15 protein-coding genes and 1 riboswitch are annotated in these 21,906 nt (G+C 47.7%); of the genes, 8 read left to right on the forward strand and 7 right to left on the reverse strand.

From position 1 onward, the window contains the following. Positions 1 to 9: 9 nt before the first annotated feature. Both G7Y45_RS14005 and G7Y45_RS14010 read right to left on the reverse strand, forming a co-directional pair. Positions 10 to 495, reverse strand: coding sequence for a threonine/serine exporter family protein (locus G7Y45_RS14005; RefSeq protein WP_005777972.1), 486 nt, complete (start codon positions 493 to 495; stop codon positions 10 to 12). Continuing rightward, positions 492 to 1,259, reverse strand: coding sequence for a threonine/serine exporter family protein (locus G7Y45_RS14010; protein WP_005806347.1), 768 nt, complete (start codon positions 1,257 to 1,259; stop codon positions 492 to 494). Before G7Y45_RS14010 ends, G7Y45_RS14005 begins: the two co-directional genes overlap by 4 nt. A gap of 809 nt (positions 1,260 to 2,068) precedes the next feature. After that, positions 2,069 to 2,307, forward strand: a riboswitch (cobalamin riboswitch). A 54-nt stretch (positions 2,308 to 2,361) separates the two neighbouring features. Between G7Y45_RS14010 and G7Y45_RS14015 the strand changes: the two genes are divergently transcribed. The 8 genes from G7Y45_RS14015 to cbiD all read left to right on the forward strand — a co-directional run bounded on the left by G7Y45_RS14015 (position 2,362) and on the right by cbiD (position 15,800). Further along, positions 2,362 to 4,443 (forward strand): TonB-dependent siderophore receptor, encoded by a 2,082-nt coding sequence (locus G7Y45_RS14015; RefSeq protein WP_165015110.1) that lies wholly within the window; start codon positions 2,362 to 2,364, stop codon positions 4,441 to 4,443. Positions 4,444 to 4,446: 3 nt separating this feature from the next. Continuing rightward, positions 4,447 to 5,364, forward strand: coding sequence for a sirohydrochlorin cobaltochelatase (locus G7Y45_RS14020; protein WP_165015113.1), 918 nt, complete (start codon positions 4,447 to 4,449; stop codon positions 5,362 to 5,364). Then, on the forward strand, positions 5,361 to 7,715 hold the full coding sequence (locus tag G7Y45_RS14025) for a TonB-dependent siderophore receptor (RefSeq protein WP_165015116.1): 2,355 nt from the start codon (positions 5,361 to 5,363) through the stop codon (positions 7,713 to 7,715). Before G7Y45_RS14020 ends, G7Y45_RS14025 begins: the two co-directional genes overlap by 4 nt. Then, positions 7,715 to 9,187 (forward strand): PepSY-associated TM helix domain-containing protein, encoded by a 1,473-nt coding sequence (locus G7Y45_RS14030; RefSeq protein WP_165015119.1) that lies wholly within the window; start codon positions 7,715 to 7,717, stop codon positions 9,185 to 9,187. Before G7Y45_RS14025 ends, G7Y45_RS14030 begins: the two co-directional genes overlap by 1 nt. Before the next feature lie 233 nt (positions 9,188 to 9,420). After that, a complete protein-coding gene (gene cobJ, locus G7Y45_RS14035) occupies positions 9,421 to 10,830 on the forward strand; it encodes a precorrin-3B C(17)-methyltransferase (protein ID WP_165015122.1) in 1,410 nt (469 codons plus the stop codon). A gap of 32 nt (positions 10,831 to 10,862) precedes the next feature. Continuing rightward, entirely contained in the window at positions 10,863 to 12,101 is a 1,239-nt protein-coding gene (cbiE, locus tag G7Y45_RS14040) for a precorrin-6y C5,15-methyltransferase (decarboxylating) subunit CbiE (RefSeq protein WP_165015125.1), read from the forward strand. After that, a complete protein-coding gene (gene cobM, locus G7Y45_RS14045) occupies positions 12,098 to 13,897 on the forward strand; it encodes a precorrin-4 C(11)-methyltransferase (protein ID WP_165015128.1) in 1,800 nt (599 codons plus the stop codon). The genes cbiE and cobM overlap by 4 nt, the downstream gene beginning before the upstream one ends. Before the next feature lies 1 nt (position 13,898). Continuing rightward, on the forward strand, positions 13,899 to 15,800 hold the full coding sequence (cbiD, locus tag G7Y45_RS14050; RefSeq protein ID WP_165015131.1) for a cobalt-precorrin-5B (C(1))-methyltransferase CbiD: 1,902 nt from the start codon (positions 13,899 to 13,901) through the stop codon (positions 15,798 to 15,800). A gap of 6 nt (positions 15,801 to 15,806) precedes the next feature. Here the strand turns inward: cbiD and G7Y45_RS14055 are convergent, their stop codons facing one another. From G7Y45_RS14055 to G7Y45_RS14075, 5 genes are all read right to left on the reverse strand, one after another. Continuing rightward, positions 15,807 to 16,481: a DUF421 domain-containing protein gene (locus G7Y45_RS14055; RefSeq protein ID WP_005806367.1), complete on the reverse strand. Its 675-nt coding sequence runs from the start codon at positions 16,479 to 16,481 to the stop codon at positions 15,807 to 15,809. Between the two features lie 237 nt (positions 16,482 to 16,718). Continuing rightward, positions 16,719 to 17,321 (reverse strand): hypothetical protein, encoded by a 603-nt coding sequence (locus G7Y45_RS14060; protein ID WP_044300193.1) that lies wholly within the window; start codon positions 17,319 to 17,321, stop codon positions 16,719 to 16,721. A gap of 288 nt (positions 17,322 to 17,609) precedes the next feature. Then, on the reverse strand, positions 17,610 to 18,509 hold the full coding sequence (locus tag G7Y45_RS14065) for a DUF4906 domain-containing protein (protein WP_165015276.1): 900 nt from the start codon (positions 18,507 to 18,509) through the stop codon (positions 17,610 to 17,612). Between the two features lie 117 nt (positions 18,510 to 18,626). Then, positions 18,627 to 19,676, reverse strand: coding sequence for a BF2992 family fimbrillin-A clan protein (locus tag G7Y45_RS14070; RefSeq protein WP_032531028.1), 1,050 nt, complete (start codon positions 19,674 to 19,676; stop codon positions 18,627 to 18,629). A gap of 10 nt (positions 19,677 to 19,686) precedes the next feature. Further along, the gene (locus tag G7Y45_RS14075; RefSeq protein ID WP_165015134.1) at positions 19,687 to 21,798 is read right to left on the reverse strand and encodes a fimbrillin family protein; all 2,112 of its coding nucleotides are present in this window, start codon (positions 21,796 to 21,798) and stop codon (positions 19,687 to 19,689) included. Between the last annotated feature and the right edge of the window lie 108 nt (positions 21,799 to 21,906).

The following is a 21,906-nucleotide window of genomic DNA, read 5'->3' on the forward strand; positions in this document are numbered from 1 at the left end:
ATTAATTTATTAATGCCGCGTCAGGGAAAATGCTTTGTGAGGAAACAGGAACATGGGGAAAGTGGCTCCCACCGCCAACATAAAGATAACGGTACAGGTCACCAGTCCGTTGGCAAAGAATGTCTCCATGTATTTACCCAGCCGCTCCGGCTCGTTCATTGTTTGCAGACTCATAATCAGTGAAAACACCATGTTATAAGCAAACTTACCCGGAATCATCGGAAGCAATGCCGGTATATAGAGTACGGTCATCGGGCAATATACTTTCTGCCCGAGCCACAAGCTGCCGAAACCGATAATCAATGCTCCGAACAAAGAAGCCGTAGCAATATCCACCCCCAGAAAAGTCATCAGGCAATAACGGCAGGCATGTCCGGCAGCCGCAAGTAACGCAATCATCTTGAAAGCCCGCAACGGCGGATCGGATATAGCCCCAAAGCCAATACCCGCAATTGCGGCAAAAAATCCATCGGAAAGAATATCTAAAGCTATCATATCAAACTGTTTTTAACCATTAACAATGTAAACGAAAGACCTATCGCAATGCTGACAATCAGCAGGGCAGCCTCCGTCAACCGGGCAAATCCCGTGAGGATATATCCTTCTACAATATCGATCACACCGTTGATCAGCGGCACGCCCGGTACCAGATAAAGCACGCTGGTTGCAAGGGCTATCTCAGAGGTAGTGTCAAAAATAAGTGCCGTCGACGCACATAATGACGCAACAAAAGCGGAAACAATAAAAATGATATAATGATTTATTTTCTTCTTCTGCATCTGTTGCTTCAGGAAAAGTCCCGTGATAGTAGCCGAAAAGACAATGCTCATAGAAATGATATCACCACCAAACAACTTACAGAATGAAGCATTGGCGAATCCAACCAGCAGAAGCACAAACAACGGATCTATTTTCGGTGCCGATATAATTTTATTGAACTTGTCCGCCATCTCGTGTAAAGGCAGATGTTTGTCATAAACCTCCCAACTCAAAGCACTCAATTCAGAGTTGTGTTCAAAACTGATCGGATGGGCAGGAATATCAATTACTTCGTTACAGGCCTCACCCGTTTCGTTATCAATAATGGTCAGGATAATGTTTTTATGAAAAACACTCAACTTCACATCCACCCCATAGGCTTCTCCGATACGCTTCGAGTTACGGATGACACGTGAGGTGTGCACACCTGCTCCCATCAGATGGGCCGAATATCCGGCAATGAACTTGGATATGGAAATCAAAGATTCATTTGTAGTCATAATGCTCACTTTTTAAATCGGGCGCAAAAGTACAAAAAAGATAGGAAAGAGAGACATGATGCAACCTTTCATTTTATCCAAATCTTGTTTCGCACCGCTTTCCTGCTTCCATTCAGCATCTTCCATCATTGACATTTTGACATTCTGTCATCTTGTATTTTCTATGTGGCTTGTAGCGCATTTTTCGGAGTCTGTCCCAGGCTTCTCCGGAAAAAGCGCCGTATTTACAATTCTCCAAAAACAAAAGAACATTCGTGAACATATCTTCCAAGCAAATTAAAATATATCCACTGCATTTTGTAGCATAAAGCATATAAATAACTGATATTACAATCCAAACGATTAATCCGGCCGAGCATCGAGACGGAGTCAACCAGCATAAGAAACAGAGCTTTTAGTGCCTCTTTTTAGAGTGTTAACCTCACCCGGATACAATGTTAACTTCCTCTGAACGCAATGTTAACTTCCTCCGAATACGATGTTAACTTCATATAAAGACAATATTAACTTCCTAAAGGCAAGAAATCGATCATCTCTGATCATCCAAAGTATATTTAATCACAAAACAGTCCGGATATCGTATACTAATGCCATATTTATGCGGACTACTTTTCTATTTCACACATATAGAATTCTTCCCTTGTTTTAAAAACAGAGTAAATTCCTTCTTTCTGCTACAAATAAGCAGTAAACCGCGTCCTTTTGACTAAAAGACATCCGCCTTTCCCAATATAAAAGGCTTCACTTCTCCGATATACCTATAAATAAGTATATTCTTTAATTTATTTCTATATAAACTAATAAATGTATATCTTTGCCCCCGCTTAGGTGATGCAGTCGAAGCATTCCGTTCGATGCATAAAAGGGAATCCGGTGAGAATCCGGAACAGTGCCCGCTACTGTGATGCCCATATACTCCGCATTCTGTTCAAAGGAGGAAAGGAAAGCATTTCTACACATACCACTGTCGATGCCGGAAGGCAAGGCGGGAAGGTTGCTTTCTAAAAAAGGGATAGTCAGGAAACCTGCCGAGCAGACATAGATAACAGTGCCGTCCCGGGGTCAGGAAGGCCGTTTATTAACACATTATTCAAAAACATCAATGGACAAAAGATGCTTACTGACCATTCTCTTGGGAGGATGTGCAGCGGTGGGTGCGTTTGCACAGCAACACGCAACAGGCAAAGACAAAGAGATGACTGTGGACCTGAACCCTGTAGTTGTGACAGGTACCGGTACACACCAAAGACTGAAAAACACACCGGCTCCGGTGGAAGTAGTAACTGCCAACGAAATAAAGAAAGCCGGTATCACAGACTTTCAGCAGGCAATGACCATGCTCGTTCCTTCCCTTTCATTCTCTACCAACTCAATGGGTTCTTACCTGATGATGAACGGCCTCTCCAACAAATATGTACTCATCTTGATTAATGGCCGAAAACTGATAGGGGACACAGCGAACAATATCGACCTCTCACGCATCGACATGAGCCGCGTGAAACGCATCGAGGTGCTTGACGGCGCAGGTTCATCACTTTATGGTTCTGATGCCATTGCAGGTGTAATCAACATCATCACCAATGAACCGAAAGAACTGATGCAGGTGACTTCTACCACCCGATATGAAGATCACCGCCAACTGACACAAATGGTAAATGCGGACATCGCTACTGAAAAGTTCGGTTCGTATACCTCCTACAAACATGAACAAAGCGCAGGGTGGAGAAACAGTGACTTAGCATACGTAACAGATAGTAAAACAGGAGCAGTATCAACTATTCCCACCGTATCGCCTACATCCAATGGCTTCCACTCCAATTTAGTAAATCAAAAGTTCACTTTCCAACCGACTGAGAAGTTCTCTTTCTATGCTAATGGAGGTTACTACTGGAAATTAACAGATCGCCCTGTATACGATAAAAGCATCGACGGAGGTTCTAAATATAACTTGCATTACGAATCATATAACTTCGGTGTAGGCGGACGCTATAAAATCAATAAGCGGTCTTCTATCCAACTCGACCTGATAAACGACAATTATATGCAGAACTACAAGTACCTGGTTGATGACACTAAAAAAAATATTGCAATTGGTGATTATACAAAAACAAAACGGCAGCACTTCTATGATGCCGAACTGAAAGGTATCTTCAACTTTGCGAAAGACAACATGACGGTATTCGGAGTAGACTACCGTTCGGAAAGCCTTGACCGTCCCAGTGCTAATGTTGATAAAGCAATCTATACGGCCTCTGCTTATGCACAACACGAAATTAAATTATGGAACTGCCTCAAAGGTATTGCCGGTGTGCGTTACGATTATCACGAACTTGCCGGGGGACGTTTCACTCCAAAAGTAGCTCTGATGTATTCCGTGGGGGCTTTCAATATCCGTGGTACATACTCTACCGGTTACCGTGCTCCTGGTTTGGATGAATTATATTATTATCTCGTAAAATCAGGAGGAAATACCATTACCCAAGGTAACAAAGACCTGAAAGCAGAACACAGTAACTACTACTCCATCAATCTGGAATATAACACGAACCGTCTGAATGTATCTGTTACGGGCTATCTGAATTACATTAATGGTATGATTAACGCAACCACCACTCCCCTCAAAGACTTACCCAATGGTGAAGAACTTCGTGCAAAAGCTCAGAAAGACTTCAACCTGACAGATGCCGAAGCCAAAAAGCTCTCCAATTACAAACTCTACGGCAATCTCGACAAGGGTGTTATCCGTGGCTTTGAAATAAATGCAGCAAGCAACCTCGGTGCAGGCTTCAGCCTGAATGGAAACTATGCTTTCGCTTATGCACGTGGTAAAAGTGTGGACGGTGTGTGGGGTAACATCGAACGCTCGGTACGCCATACAGGAACCGTAGCGGGGAATTACAGCCATTCCTGGGATGACTATCTGCTGAACATCAACATCAACGGACGTTTCCAGAGCAAACGCTTCCATCCGGGACACAGCTATGGTGACGCTCCGGGTTATGGGGTGTGGAACCTGAACGTGAAACATTCACTGACAGGATTCGAACACCTGGGACTGGACTTCGGCATGGGGCTCGACAACATTTTCAACAAACGTGATACCCGTCCCAATGGCGTTAACTACGCACTTCTTTCTCCGGGACGTATGGCATATGTAAGTTTAACTCTCCGATTCAAGAAATAACCAATGAAAACATCTATTCTCTCTTTACTCTTGTTAGTTTCCCTCTTCTGCTCCGCGCACGAAGGGGGAAACTTCGTGGCCTCCGATATGCTGGCCACCATGCAACCGGGCGATAAAGCCGCCCTTCTTATGGTACACTTCGGTACTACATACGATGACACCCGTACCAAAACAATCGATGCCATCAATGCCAAAGCCAAAGAAGCATTCCCACAACTGGAAATGCGCGAGGCTTATACTTCACGTATTGTCATGCGCCGCCTCAAAGCTCGCGGCATTGAGAAACCCAGTCCACTGGAAGCACTGTTGAAACTTCTCGGAGATGGCTATACACATGTCATTGTGCAGAGTACTAACATTATAGAAGGTGTTGAGATGGAGTCGTTGAGACGTGACGTAGCCTCAGTAGCGCCATTCTTTAAAGAGATCCGGGTAGGTAATCCGCTTCTTTATTCGGTAGAAGACGCTGAGGCTGTGGTGGATATCCTGAGCAACAGCAAGCCGGAAAAAGGCAGTGTGGTCCTCGTCGGACATGGCACTTATACCCCAAGTACAGCTACTTATGCCATGATCGACTATATGCTGAAAGCCAAAGGATTGAAAAACTTTCATGTAGGTACCATCGAAGGTTACCCTACATTCGACACCATGCTTCAGCAACTGAAGGATAACAAAACCAAGCAAGTGACATTGGTTCCCTTTATGTTTGTAGCAGGTGACCATGCCAACAACGACATTGCCGTCGACTGGAAAGAAGCTCTTGAAAAGGAAGGCTTGAAAGTAGATGTACGTATGCAGGGATTGGGTGAAATACCCGCTATCCAACAACTGTTTATCGACCATGCCCGGTTTATGCTGAAGCACAAAATGGTGGACATTATGAAGAAAAAAGCCAAATATGCAAAAGAAAAAGACGAATGAAAAGAGTGATATTAATGGCAATAGGCAGTGCACTATTGCTCCCCTCGCAGGCACAGCTGCAAAACAGAAAATATACCAACTTCAATGATTCTATATTCTCAATCAACGAAGTAGTAGTGGCAACCAACTACAGACGAAAGACCGATGCCCTGAAACTGGATGTTCCCGCCAAGTTCATTCCCATTTCAACCAATTCAATCACTTCCGGAATGCTTGAGAAACGAAACATCCGGGACATACAGGAAGCTGCCCGTTTCCTCCCAGGTGTACGCTTCCGCACCTCCTACGGAGCCTTTACGCAGTTCTCTATCCGCGGGTTCGATAATTCCGTGATTATGGTGGACGGAGTGCGTGACGAACGTTCATCCATCGACAATTCCTATCCGTTTATGGACCTGTCTTCCGTTGAAAGTATCGAATTGCTGAAAGGTCCGGCTTCGGTACTCTACGGACAGTCCGCCGTAGGTGGCGTTCTCAACATTGTCCGTAAAGCTCCCGTAAGCAAACAAAGCGTATACGCACGTCTCGCTTATGGCAGTTATTATAACAAACAGGCTACAATGGCGTTAGGCGGCAAACTGGTAGGTCCCCTAAACTATCGTGCAAGCGTCAACTGGCAAGATCAGGAAGGATGGAGAAGTAATGCTACCAAACGTCTTTCCGGATACCTGGCCCTTGGCGGACATCTGACTGAAAGCGACGAACTGGACATCCGTATCGGCGCCAACCGCGATTTCTATCCGACCGAGATCGGTTTACCTCCCACAATGTCTTATGATATACTCTCAGCCACAGACGGCAGCAAATACCTAAGCAAAGGAGATGCCCTGCCCGGACTGAACAAAAAAGCCCGCTACAACAGTGAATCGGACTTTATGTACAACCGTGGTTTCAACATATCCGTCCTGTATAAACACACCTTCAGCGAAGCGTTCAAGCTGATGGACAAACTCTCTTATACGTATGACGATATTGATTACTTCGGTACCGAGTCATTGGACTATCTGACAAGTGACAGCCCTATCTATGATCATTATTACATGACCAAAGACGAGCAAGGTAACGACACCAAAAAGTATATCTGTCTGGATTCCATCTATTACAGTTATCCGCTACGCTTCTCACATATCGCTAAAACAGTGAACAACCAACTGGAAGCAAGCGGTAAGTTCTATACCGGAGACGTTGTGCACAACTATCTGGGCGGTTACTCTTTTGTATCCCTGATGCGTGACTCTTACATGGCTTATGGTGGCGGAAGTACCGGAGCTACCGGCCCCGGAACCACAGGACACGGTTCGGTATATAATCCACACAGCATTGGCTGGATGGAAGCGCCTTTCAGATTTGTCACCGCACAGAAAACATTCACCCACGGATTTTACCTGCAAGACCTGGTGGAGTTCAGTGATAAACTGAAAATGATGCTGGCAGGACGTTATGACTTGTTCATGTACAAGACCGCCAACCTGAACACCAGTGACGGAGGACGCCATTATGACAAACCGGATGACGATGCATATAACAAAATCACCAACGGTGCCTTTACGTTCCGTGCCGGATTGGTGTATCTGCCTATTGACAAAGTGTCCATTTATGGTTCATACGGTACTTACTTCAAACCTATCCGCGCATTTTATGACGCTAATACCATTTACATTGATAAAGATGGTAAAGAGTTTATTCCGATAAATGGTAAAGAGGTATTCAAGCCGGAGAAAGGTTTCCAGGTAGAAGTGGGAGCACGATACGAGATCACACGTACGTTGCAGGCTAACGTAAGCTTGTTCTATATCAATAAGAATAATATCCGCCAGACTCTTGCAAACAAAGGAGACATTGCCAATGGTGTAGAACTGGACAAAAAAGTTGTAGGGCAAGTGGGTAGAATGGATTCCAAAGGATTCGATATTGATATTACCTGGAGTCTTATTTACAACCTGTCTATGAGTGCCGGATACGGATACACCGACGCCAAAGTGCGTGACCTGGCCAACAACCCTTATATGCAGACAAACGCAAGCGAAGGCAAGCAGTATGCTTATATCCCTAAAAATACTTTCTACGCTTTCGGTGCCTATACGGTTTCAAAAGGTATACTGAAAGGTTTGGGAGTGAATCTCTCTACCAGTTTCCAGGACAAAGTGTACCGCAACTTAGACAATACAAGTTCGTTCGATGCTTACTGGCTGACCGACCTCGGTCTCTCTTATACATTAAAGAGCAATGTGCGTCTGGGAGTCAACGTCAACAATCTGTTCAACAAGGAATACTGCAACCAGGCACTTGGCAATCAATTGATACCAAGCATGCCACGTAATTTCATGCTTTCTGCGTCTTATACTTTATAATGATGATCACGAAATTGATGTATACCATTCACAGGGTACTGGGCACACTGCTCAGTATCCTGTTTTTAGTTTGGTTCCTATCAGCTTTTGTCATGATGTACCACGGATTTCCACGTGCATCTCAAGCTGAAAAATTAGAGAAACTGGAACCCCTGTCTCCTTCACTGCCTTCTGTCGGCGAAATCACTTCCCGACTGCCCGAAGGTGAAAAAGTGAAAGGAATCCGGATAGACCGATACCTCGGACAGACCGTCTTCCACATCCGCACGGACAAAGGTGAACATAACTTGCCCGCTGACTCTGCTCAGGTACTACCATCTGTAGACGGATCCCGTATCCGCCGGACAGCGTCCCTATGGTGCAGTGCGCCGGTGGAGCGGATAGATACGCTGAACCGGCTCGACCAATGGATTCCGTTCGGTAACCTGAAGAAGGAGTTTCCCATTTATAAGTTCCACTTTGCCGATGCGGAGAGACACCAGTTATACATCGGCTCACAAAGTGAAGAAGTATTGCAGTTCACCACCCGTAACGAACGTTTCTGGGCATGGCTGGGGGCTATTCCACATTGGGTTTACTTCACCTGGCTCCGGCAAGATGCCGCTTTATGGAGCGTCACGGTGATCTGGCTGTCGGGCATTGGCTGCCTGATGACGATTGCAGGACTGTGGATAGGTATCGACATCTGGCGCCGCTCACGCAAACAGGGAAAAAGTTTCTCTCCCTATCGCAAAAAGTGGTATCACTGGCATTATGTGACGGGAATCGTTTTCGGTCTCTTCGTGCTGACATTCTGTTTCAGCGGAATGATGTCGCTGGCAGAAGTTCCGTCCTGGATCAGCAAACCGGTATTGGATAAAAACCCCACACGCGAAATAAAGAAAGGAGCACCGAGGTTAGAGCAGTATGTGCTGGATTACCGCCGGATATTAACCGAATATCCCGACGTACGCCAGATAGAATGGAGTAATTTCCGCTCGCAACCTTACTATATAGTAAAACGAAGTGAAGGAGATCTATATATCGATGCATCGGACTCCCTGTCGCGCCCGCTGAAATTGGACGAAAAGCAGATAACGGATGCCGTGAGAGCCATACATGGTGACAGCGCCCGGCTACATGCAGCACTGATCAACGAATTTGAAACCTACTACAGGGATATGAGCCGGATGTACCGTGACCGCAGTCTGTTGCCCGTCTGGAAAGTCACTGTCGGCGACGCAGACAAGAGTTGTTACTACATCCATCCGGAAACGGCCACCGTACGATATGTGAACGATACGGTCCGTTGGAAATACTGGATGTACACCGCCCTGCACCGCTTACGCATACAGGGACTGAACTCTTCGCCTACACTCCGTAAAACCGTTCTTTGGGTACTATTGCTGGGCGGTACTGTCTGTTCGCTAAGTGGTGTAGTGCTCGGAGTGAGGTACATCGAACGTAAATGCAGAAAGAAAATAAAAAGATAAAATGAAAGGGTCCACCCATCTTTATGTTCCCGAATAAAAGGCTAAAAACGGATTAATCCGTATCTTTGCTACATAGTTTCTCTAAATCAGGAATAGGAAATGAATCAGGTTCACCACAGAGGACACAGAGGACGCAGAGAATATCTTTCTCTTAAACATCCATATAAACAAGAGATTAAAACTCTGTGCTCTCTGTGTCCTCTGTGGTGAATAATACTCAAAACCGATAAATTATGAAACAACCCAAGATAATCGTAGCCGGCATCGGGCCGGGAAGTGAACAGGATATTACCCCTGCGGTGCTCGCTGCCGTGAGTGAAGCAGATGTAGTGGTGGGATACAAGTATTATTTTCGTTTTATCCGTAACTTTGTCCGTCCGGATGCCGAATGTATCGACACCGGAATGAAGCGCGAACGGGTTCGTGCCGAACAAGCTTTCGAATACGCCGAACAAGGCAAAACAGTCTGCGTCATCAGTTCGGGCGATGCAGGTATCTATGGCATGACTCCCTTGATATATGAAATGAAACGCGAACGACAGAGCGATGTGGAAATCATCGCCTTGCCCGGAATCAGTGCTTTCCAAAAAGCCGCCTCCCTGCTGGGTGCTCCGGTAGGACACGATTTCTGCGTCATCTCCCTCTCCGACCTGATGACTCCGTGGGAACGCATCGAACGCCGTATCATCGCCGCCGCACAAGCCGATTTTGTAACTGCCGTCTACAACCCCAAAAGCGAAGGACGCTACTGGCAGCTATACCGCCTCCGGGAATTGTTTCTGCAGGAAGGGCGCTCGCCGGAGACTCCGGTGGGATATGTCCGCCAGGCGGGCAGAGATGAACAGGAAATACACGTAACGACTCTTTCCGCATTCGATCCGGAAGAAGTAGACATGTTCACGGTCATCATCATTGGTAATTCGCAAACCTACTCTTTCGGTGAAACGATGATTACTCCCCGCGGGTATTATCGTGAGACAAAAGAAGACGCAACCGGCATCGGACAGGATATTATGATACGCAGTTTCCGTACCATCGATGGAGAATTGAAAAACAAAAACATCCCGCTCGACCATAAATGGGCTTTGCTCCATGCCATCCACACAACGGCGGACTTTGATATGGAAAAATTACTCTACACCGACCCCGGTGCAGTGGCTTCACTTTATCATGCCATCGGTGAGGGAAAATTGAAAACGATTGTCACAGATGTGACCATGGCTGCATCCGGCATTCGCAAAGGTGCCTTGCAACGTCTGGGTGTCGAGGTAAAATGTTACCTGAATGATGAAAGGGTAGCAGAAATGGCTGCCTCTAAAGGCATCACCCGCACACAAGCCGGTATCCGCCTGGCCGTAGAAGAACACCCGGACGCTCTATTCGTATTTGGCAATGCTCCCACGGCACTCATGGAACTGTGCGACCTGATCCGCAAAGAGAGAGCGCAGCCGTCCGGCATCGTTGCCGCTCCCGTAGGTTTTGTCCACGTACAGGAGTCCAAGCACATGACCAAACCCTTCGTTCACATCCCCAAACTGATTGTAGAAGGCCGTAAAGGAGGCAGTAACCTGGCAGCCACACTGGTCAACGCCATCCTCTGTTATCCGGATGCCGAACAATTAAGACCGGGAAGAGACGTTTAAAAGGAGAGAAAACCCATTAGAAACTTAAAGACATGACAGATCACCATCATCCCACCCAATTCATTGTCATCGGTCTGGACGACAGCCCTGCTCCTTATCTCCCACCCTCGATACAGGCATTGATACGCGAGGGTAAGGTCTTTTCAGGGGGCTTGCGTCACCATGACATCATCTCCGCCTTCCTTCCCGAAGGGGCGGAATGGATCGATATCACTGTCCCTCTCGACGCGGTATTTGCCCGTTACGAGGCCTACGACCACATTGTTGTCTTCGCTTCGGGCGACCCGCTCTTTTTCGGATTCGCCAATACCATCCGCCGGCGTTTGCCCGAGGCGGGGATACAACTTTATCCTACCTTCAACTCCCTGCAAACACTGGCTCACCGATTAGTCATGCCTTATGACGACATGCGCACCGTATCCCTCACAGGGCGTCCCTGGCATGAATTTGACCGGACACTGATAGAACGCACACCGAAAATGGGCATTCTCACCGACAGGGAACACACCCCTGCCGCTATAGCCCGACGTATGTTGGACTATGGCTACACTCATTATACGATGTACGTCGGCGAACATCTGGGCAACCCGGAACGGGAACGTATCCGCCGGCTGGAACTTCAAGAGGCGGCAGAACTGACCTTTGAATATCCCAACTGCCTGATTGTCCATCAGTACCCCGACACCTATACTCCCACCCACCCCGGAGCGCGTATAAATCTCCCTCCACTCGGAATCCCCGATGAAGAGTTCGAACTGCTGGACGGGCGCACCAGAATGATCACCAAAGCTCCCATCCGTCTGCTTACACTCAGTGCGCTGGAACTGAATCGCCGCGTCTCTTTCTGGGATGTCGGTTTCTGTACCGGCTCCGTATCCATCGAAGCCAAACTGCAATTCCCGCACCTGCACGTTACCTCCTTTGAGATCCGTCCCGAAGGACAAAGACTGATGGAGGTCAACAGCCGGCGTTTCGGCACTCCGGGCATCACCATCCTCATAGGTGATTTCCTTGAAGCCGACCTCGACACCATTTCCCGCCCCGATGCCGTCTTTATCGGCGGGCATGGCGGACATCTGAAGGAAATAATTACACGCATCTCCCATTACCTCCTTCCGGGAGGATGCATTGTCTTCAACTCCGTATCCGAAGAAAGCAAGTCGCTCTTTATCGAAGGGATAAGAGAAGCCGGACTCCGGCTCCTCAGCGGAACAAGAATTGCCGTCAATGAATACAACCCCATTGAAATACTCAAAGCCGAACAACAATGAAAACAGCTATTATCGTAATATCAGAAGCCAGCATATCCATGGCGAAAACCCTCAAGCAGGAACTACCTGAGTCTGAAATTGTCTCTACCATCGCAAATGCCGACTGCCGGCATATCCCGGCCCTTCAGGAGGCAGTTCCACAACTGTTCCGCGACTCCGACGCACTTATCTTTATCGGGGCGATGGGCATTTGTGTGCGTGCCATCGCTCCCTGCATTGAAGATAAGAAGACAGATCCCGCCGTGCTATGCGTAGACAGTACGGGACGCTACGTCATTTCCGTACTCTCCGGACACGTCGGCGGTGCCAACGGACTCACCCAATATGTGGCAGGCATTCTGGGTGCCGAACCTGTCATCACCACCCGTAGCGACCGCACCGGACTCTGGGCACTCGACACCCTCGGAAAGAAATACGACTGGCAGGCAATCCCCAGCGAAAACTGCGACATGAACCACCTGATCTCCCTTTTCGTCGACTGTGCACCGACCGCCCTGTTACTCGATATTCGTGACGAAGGCACTGCCCAACTGGAACACACCTTGCCGTCACACGTAGATGTGTTCTATAACTTCAAGGACATAGATACCGGCAAATACCGCCTGTTGCTGCTCGTCACTCCTTATTTGTATGAAACTTCCGGCATGCAAGCACTCTACTATGTACCCAAAGTGCTGCACATGGGTATGGGACTGGCACGCAACGCCGGCCCGAAGAATGCCGTCATCACCCGCCTGATGAACACCTTACTGGAGGCAAACATCATACCTGCCGCCATTCGGACCATCTCCTCCATCGAAGAGAAAAAGCATGAAGAAGTGCTGAAACTGCTTGCCGATGCTTATGAACTGCACTTGTATACAGCCAGCCAACTCAGCCAGGTAGATGTACCTACCCCAAGCGAGGTAGTCGATAAATACATGGGTACGCCCAGCGTGTCCGAAGCCTCAGCCTTGCTGACAGCCGGAGGCGGCCCGCTGATTCTGCCGAAGCAGAAATGTGAGAACTTTACCGTTGCCATCTCCCTGGACAGCGCAGCCGTACGCCAAGGGCACATCGAAATTGTGGGAGCCGGTCCCGGCGATCCCGAACTGATTTCGGTACGCGGACGCCGTTTCCTTGAAGAAGCCGACCTGATTCTCTATGCCGGTAGCCTCGTCCCGCACGAACTGACCGAATGTGCCAAAGCCGGAGCCACCATACGCAGTTCGGCGTCCATGACTCTTGAAGAACAGTTTGCCCTGATGAAAGACTTTTACGACCGCGGACAGCTGGTAGTCCGCCTGCATACGGGCGATCCCTGCATCTATGGTGCTATCCAGGAACAGATGAACTTCTTCGACCGATACGGCATGCATTATCACATCACTCCGGGCATCTCGTCATTCCAGGCCGCGGCCGCTGCCTTACAATCACAGTTCACCATCCCCGAGAAAGTACAAACCATCATCCTCACCCGAGGCGAAGGACGCACGCCCATGCCCGAGAAAGAGAAACTCAGCCTGCTGGCACGTTCGCAAAGCACCATGTGCATCTTCCTCAGTGCGGGTGTGATCGATCAGGTTCAACAGGAATTACTTGAACATTATCCTCCCACTACCCCCGTTGCCGCTTGTTATCATCTGACGTGGAAAGACGAACGCATCTATCGTGGCGAGCTGAAGGATCTGGCACAAATCGTAAAGGAGAACAACCTGACACTGACCACCATGATTGTCGTAGGCGACGCCATCGACAACCGTGAAGGATTATCACGCCTGTACTCACACCAATTTAAACATCTATTCCGTAAGTAAAATGATACTGATATTAGGAGGAACAACCGAAGGAAGGAAAGTCGTCGGCATTGCCGAAGAAGCCGGAAAACCTTATTACTATTCAACCAAAGGAGACGAACAGGAAATCAGCCTGCAACACGGAATACGGCTCACAGGTGCGCTGACCCAGACCACTATGAAAGCCTTCTGCCGAAAGAACGGTATCCGCCTGCTGGTGGATGCCGCCCATCCCTTTGCAGAACAACTGCACGCAACGGTCACCGCCGTTTCACAAGCGCTCGGCATCCCTTGCGTTCGGTACGAACGCATGTATGATGACCTGTTCAAGCTGTTTAATGAAGAGATGTACGATGAATATCCGCTCAAACTGAGGGAAAAGTACGAAGAACTGTCAGAGTTACTCAACGAAGAAGGTATACATCGGGTACTTGCCCTGACCGGGGTCCAGTCCATCCCCAAACTAAAACCCTTCTGGAAGAAAAAGGAAAGTGAGTGTTACTTCCGCATTCTCGACCGCGAAAGCTCCCGCGAGATAGTCCGGAAGGCAGGCTTTCCCGAAGACCGCCTGGTCTATTATACTCCCGGCAAAGAGAACCTGCCCGAACTCCTCCGGCAACTCTCTCCGGAAGTCGTTCTTCTGAAAGAAAGCGGCGTGTCCGGAGGATTCTCCGAGAAAGTGAACATCATTACCGAACAGGGAATCCGTCTTTATATCCTTCTTCGCCCTTCTCTGCCCCCGTATGACCAGACAGTGAATGGAGTGAATGGAATGCGCCGTGCCATCGAGCACTTTCTGCCCGACTTCCTGCCCCTGCGCAGCGGACTTACCACCGGGACATGCGCAACCGCAGCCGCCAACGCAGCTCTGCGGAAACTCCTGTCGCCCATACCCGGAAATAGAATAAAAGATGTTTCCGTTTTGCTCCCCAACGGAGAAAAGATTGCCGTCCCTGTCCATTCCGTTACCGGCTCGTTCACTGACCGGCGCATGGAAGTCTCCTGCACTGTGACCAAAGACGGAGGTGATGATCCCGATGTCACGAACGGGCTACCCATTGTAGCTACCGTATCCATCGATATTTCTGAAGAAAAGCCGCACACCGGAGGTGAGCGGCAACAGGTTATACAAATCCACGGCGGACAAGGTGTCGGTACCGTCACCCTGCCCGGATTGGGACTGGAAGTAGGCGGACCGGCCATCAACACCACTCCCCGGCAAATGATTACAGAAAATCTACTGCACATCCTTGACAGACACACCCCCGTGCCCACTGCCCCCATACATGTCACCATCTCTGTCCCCGGAGGCGAAGAGGTTGCCGCTCGCACCTTCAATCCCCGCCTCGGTGTTGTAGGTGGCATTTCCATTATCGGCACCAGCGGTATTGTGAAGCCATTTTCTTCCGAAGCATTTGTCAATTCCATCCGTAAAGAAATGTCGGTAGCCCGGGCTACAGGTTCTCCCCGCATCGTCATCAATTCGGGTGCCAAGAGCGAGAAATACATCCGCAGCCTCTACCCTGAATTACCCTCACAGGCTTTCGTCCATTATGGTAACTTCATTGGTGAAACCATCCGGATCGCTGCCGAACTCGGCATCCGGCAACTCACGTTGGGGGTTATGATCGGTAAAGCCGTAAAGCTGGCAGAAGGACATCTCGACACGCATAGCAAAAAAGTAACGATGAATAAGGAATTCCTGAAAGAGATAGCCCGTCAGTCCGGGTGCAACACTGCCACTGTAACAGCCATCGAAGGCATCACGTTGGCACGGGAACTTTGGGAACTCCTGCCCGAAGCGGAACTTCAGGCGTTTTGTTCATTACTGATCGAACAATGCCATCGCCATTGCGCCCCCCTGTTGCCCAACGGAGAACTGACTATTCTGCTGATAACGGAAGAAGGGAAAGTGATTCGTTAACTGATTTTAATTACACACATCATTCTCTTCTTTGCCTATGATACCATTATCCGAGTTTTTCTTTGCAACATAGAAACCACGTCCGGGCGTCCACTCCACACAAAACAATTCACTGACGTCCGGATACCCCTGCCGGGCAAGATTATCCTTCAGCCACTCTTCCGTTTTACCGGCACTCTCCAATGAAGAATCCAGCACTGAGCCACTGTTTACGAAAAGATACGATTCCGATTTGGAATTGCGGGTCGATACCGTAAGTTGCCCGTTTGTTTCAAAGCGTACATCATCCACATCCATCATCGAGAAGATGCCATTCTCACGCAAAAGGGTACGGAACTGTTCCATTTCCAGCCCGTTTCGTTTAAATTCTTTCAGATTGATCTGACCATTGCGGACAATCATCACCGTATCTCCCTTTATAAGGCGACGCAACGTTTTGAAACGAAGCAGATAGCGAATACCCATGTTGAAACAGGTCCACACCCCCAAAGAGAAAACGAGTTGCCATGCCGATACATCGGGACTATAGATAACACCTCCGACGAGCGCACCCAGCACAAAAGCATTGACTGAATCAAGAGGAGTCAGTTGCGCCATCTGTGTTTTACCGGAGATACGAAGAAAGAAGAGCACGCCCAGCATGCCTACCACAATTTTGACTATAATAGTAAGGTACATCATCTGCAATAATAGGATTTAATTTTACAAAGAACAACGTCCGAAACGAGATTTTGTTTACGAGCAGACCAAATTCTTCCCTCTCTTGTCACCACAAACATAGCAATCAGACTAATCCTACCAGTATACTCCCATTTACACTCTTGGACCTTATAGTAGCCCTCCTTTCTTTTTGTAATCTGTCGAATCCTTCGTAGAGACAATGAAAACAAGCACGTTTTTATCAGTTATTAGCAATCATCACCTTTGAATCAGATGAATTGTATCATTAAAGTAACCTCTATACTTTCCTCCCTCAGGCACAAATACGCCTTTTATTTCTTTAGAAGCAAAGTCATTACCAGTATAATAAATGCCAGAAGCTCCTACATGCCAGAAACCTGCCTTATAAACACAAACAAACTGAATGGTAGGTATATAAAACGTTGATTGCCCTGCTATATTATTATTCCAATAGTTCCCAGCCTCAATTCTGCATACCTGTGTTCCCACATTGCGTTGTTTATGCATATTGCTCCCGTTTGCATCATGATAAAAATAATAGTTATCATTCAGGTAGCAAACTTCCAAAGCACATCCGTTCATTCCTCCTGTCACTACAACCGTTCCATCCTGAACAGGAGTTTGTATCCCCACATATCCGGCATTGCCCTGCACATATGGAAAATAAAAATCTGTTGAGTGATGATTAGCAATGTCCCAATAAAACACTCCATTCTTCAACTGTTCATTTATCTGTACAGTACATCCTAAAGGAGTTTGAACTAAATTACGTGTATCAACAAAAAAATGTTCGCTACTCAATACTGTTTGCGGATTTGTTCTTAACTGTGTCAGTCCCATATAAAATATAATTATAGTCTCCTACTCTATTTACTATCAGGATTTTCGGATTCTTCCTTATAAGCTTACACCTCAAAAGTAGAAGCTTTACTGACGACAAACAACTATTTTCTCTTATTGAATTGCTATTTCTTCTGACTACCCCATTAATTTTTTAATATGAATGATAACCGATATAAACCGAGCAAGTCCACCTTTCCCCACCGGGAAAGCATGGACCTGCAACAAACAAAACAAGCAAGGGGAAGCGTCTGTCGCAGATAGCTTCCACACTATTAAGATATATGATTATTCTAAAATGATATTGAATGTATAGTTATTGTTTCGGCGGAGAGAATAGTCATTGATATCACTCCTGCCCAGATCAATGATTTTTGTATACTCAGTCCCCCCTTTCGTTGCTTTTATTTGGAGTTGCGTGCGTTCATCCCGGTTTGTTCCTGTGGTTACATTCTCCGCCATATAGTAATAACGATAAGAAGAAGCTGTTCCCAATGTTCCGGTGGTGATCACCTCTTCCGTATAATCACCGCTTTCCGGTGCCAGATACGTATCCGAAGGGAATAGATAACCTTTGGTCTGCGCCCGCTTCAATTGAATTTTCACGTTGCTGAATACTCCTGCCGCCTTGGCCGAAACAGCTATGTTGAGCCTGCATACCAGACGTCCCAATACCACATTCACAGCAGTGGTTCCGGCAGTAATCTCTCCTTCATAATAGCCGAAAAGACATACATTCCGGTCCGCACTCCGTTCTTTCATCCAGCCCATATCTACCACCAGACTTTTGAAACCATTCAGGTTATCAGGCCACGCGGGAGTCTCCGCATCTGTCAGATTGCCTACTATGCAAAGGGTGCTGCGCCCGGTCCTCAGTGCGACTCCTTCAAGCGTTGTATTGAGCACCGGTGTGGTCAGCACTATCTGTTCACTGCCGATCAGGATACCTTCACGGTCAAACTGCAGAATCCACAAATTACCAATTAGGTTTTCATAATCGGGCGCCATCGGCTGCTCCGCACGGGTAACCGCATCATTGGTAAAAGAAGCGGCAGTGAGCCCAACCGACACTTTTACCACGTCCTCTTCCTGATCCATCGGTTCATGGGATATGCAGGCACCCAACGTAAGCAGACAAACACTAAAAACGATATATCCGAATCTTTTCATGGGACTATTATTAAGTATTACTCTAATTTGTTCATTTCACCACAGATTACACAGATTAACACAGAACTTTTAATCGTAGATATCAACGAGATAAATTATAAATCTGTGTTAATCTGTGTAATCTGTGGTGAGCTCTTATGTATCCATTTCCACATTTTCCGTCCACGAACGGTTTTGCCAGGTCAGCACAGTCACCCCGTTACTGATCTTCACCGTAGCGGTATAGTTATACGAATGTCCTGCTGTCAGATACAAACCGGTCAGTAACATCTGATACTGAGTGGGGTTACCATTCACTTTCAGATTCAGCAACACGCTGATAGAGTGCGAACGTGCATCTGTGGGCAATATGCCGGTATGTGCCATCAGGCTGTTATCGGCATTTTGGGTGGCTTGTGTGATACGTACCGATGCACTTTGGTCGCCCACTTTCACGGGCAGCACCTCTCCATTCACCCAGTCAAAACTGGTTGTATTGTCCAGTGGTTGCTGTATGCCACTGATTTCAATTCCTTCGGCAAGCATCTCCAAGGAGTGTACACCCTCACCCGCTTTGACAGTAAACTGCATCCGTGCCGTCTGGTTGATGATGGGGGGCAGATACAGGGTCTGAACATTGTTCAATGTACCCCCTTCATCAATTTTCGTAATGGTCACCGCTGTCATGGCTGTTTGCGTATACCGGTCGTCGGTCGCAAGCAGATATTCTCCATTACCGATATTGACAAAACCCTTTGAGTTTAAGGCCTTGGCAGGTGACAGGATTCTGAAGTAATAAGTACCCGCCTTCATATAAAGAGGAGTGCTGCTTGAAGATATTACCGTCCCGTCGTCGTCTACCTCGCAGGGATAAAGCAAACTGCTGCCTGACGTACCGGCGTTACGTACCAGATAGGCTTTGGAATACTCTTCCATTAAGTTCTTGGTATTATCATATACCACCAGTCGTATCGTACTCCCGTCTTCCAGCAGATAAATCGGTTTATCCTGCAATGTTTCACTATCCTGTGCCGTTGCACGGGTACGGACCGAAGGAAGCATAGAAGCGTAATATCCGCCGGCAATGGGATTCACCTGTACCAGTTCCTCCGTATTCTCCTCTTCGGGAGAGGCAGGGACACATGCCGTACAGAGCAGAACCATGATTACATACAACCAACTTTTGAAGACAATCATTCTTTTCATACTTACCATTTTATTGTGAAGTGACATCCCGCACACAACGGACGGAAACGCCGGCAGCCCTTGACGTGTCATATACCGCAAAGTAGCGACGACTATCATTGCCCGTATATTTAAACGAAGCAGCATACATATAAGCACCGTTAGGGGTCGATGTCGCATATACTACCTCAGCACCGGCATTATACAGTGCCGCTTGATTGGGATAAATATAACCGGAAACAGGCAGATTGATAAAATCACTGGGATGCACCCAATCATAATCCGTATTACAGGTATTTATATTCAGGTCGGCATCTTTATCACATGGAAACCTCGAGATTGTAACATAGGCGCGATAGCGTGTTCCATAATCCGTTACAGACTGATTGTCTCCAACCATCCCCACCGTCCACATCAGGCGATAAGCTTGTGAAGTTCCCTGATACTTAATTGCATAAATGACTCCATACGGTGCACCACTTGCCCGTTGGCATACATAAACAGTTCGGGCACCTGCCTCCGGATCATTCGAAGCAACTTCCCTCCAGGACGTTCCGCTATGTTTTGCAAATGTCAAGTCGCCATATTTCTCTGCCGTAGGCATAATTCCATCAAAATCCGCCTTAGTAGGCACGCGCCAGCCCGTCGGACAAGGGTCATTCTTTGTGTTCTTCCAATAAGTAGAACTGGTAGCGGCAGTATTATCCCAATCACCACCGATCATAACGTAACTAAATGTCTTACCGACATCTCCCGGATTAAGCGCTAAGGTTCCCACCGCAGGCCGCCCGACAGGAGCATCGTTTTCATGTCCCACTATCTGTGGGTAAGGTTTTGCACCCCCGTCTCTATCAACCATACTTTTAGGTCTTTGACGCGTCACTCCGTCACTTCCCCTATAGTTTACTGTTTTAGGCAGATAATATGGAATACTTCTTCCCATCTGATACACATATCCTCTGGCTCCTTCCCATCCCTCGGCGGTTGTCATATCCGCACTGGTAGCTCCGAGATTCCGGTCCATCCACATTAGGCCGTTAAAAGTCAGGGGTTGCCCCAGATATTGCGAATCATCATCATGTTCGATCCAATCGTACCGGCGGGGAATAATAGTAATAATCTGTACATCACTGTTAGTGATCGTAATGGTGAGTGTATACTCGTAATTGGGCAGGAAGCGGAAAGGCTCCGTCACGGTTTGACCACTTTCATCTTTCTGAACGTTCCCGTCATCTCCCATAACCGGAACACGAATTTCATACGTATCCGTTCGATCTCCACTGTTCGTTCCCGTCGTAGCCACTTTTATTTTAAGTCCCTCCGCAGCCGTGGTTAGAGTCGGGAATATCAGGCATTCGGCAGCCGCACTGCCCGATTGCCCGTCTATAGTTACAGACTGCACACTTTCCGTCACAGCTTGAGAGAATCCGCTGCCCAGAACCGTACGGTCACTTTTCCCTCCCGTATGGCTGTATTCTCCGGTCGAAAGCAAGAGCGCTCCTTCGCTATAATCACTGACAGAGATACCTTGCAACCGGATATTTTGCAATACATCCGTACCCGTTGAACCGCTTTCCGGTTTTTGCTTCACCACCTCAAACTTCAACTTAGACAAAGTATGCTTGAAGGGTAAGGTAATCACTCCCGAGTTGATACCCGATTGTCCTGTCAGCACAGCACGGCGCAAATCGGGCAGTGCTCCTCCGGCAGAGGAAGTGACGTTGCAAACAGGTATGCCATCTGCTTCGGAACCGCATACCGGCAGAGTCGTATTACCGTATGTCAGTGCATAAAAGTCGAGGATTCGGCCTTCAAAACGGTCTTCGTCAGTACCTGTACTCAGATATTCTATCTGATGTGTGCCGTCCGCATCCACGGTCTCCGTGCCTTCCCGCCCATCCATCGTAGAGAGTCTGCCGCTCCACGAACTCCCTATAAGTCCGTATAGCCGGTATTTAGTGCCGGCTGTGAAATGATTCACCGACACATCTCCCGCACGGGTGATGGCCTGCTCTTCACTCGAGGAGAGTGTAAAGCTGTCACCACCCTGCGCAGGTATGTGTTCCTCTTCGGGAGTGCAGCCGGTAACCAGTGCAGCAGTCACGGCTACGGTTGAAAGAAAGAATCGTATTATTGTTTTCATATATTCAGCTCTTTTTATTTAGATTCACCACAGAGGACACAGAGGGCACAGAGTTAGAGTATTTAAGTTTACAGCCCCTTCCCTGTTCACCGTTCCCTGTTCACCGTT

This window comes from Bacteroides sp. ZJ-18, assembly GCF_011038705.2.
GTDB classification, from domain to species: domain Bacteria; phylum Bacteroidota; class Bacteroidia; order Bacteroidales; family Bacteroidaceae; genus Bacteroides; species Bacteroides hominis.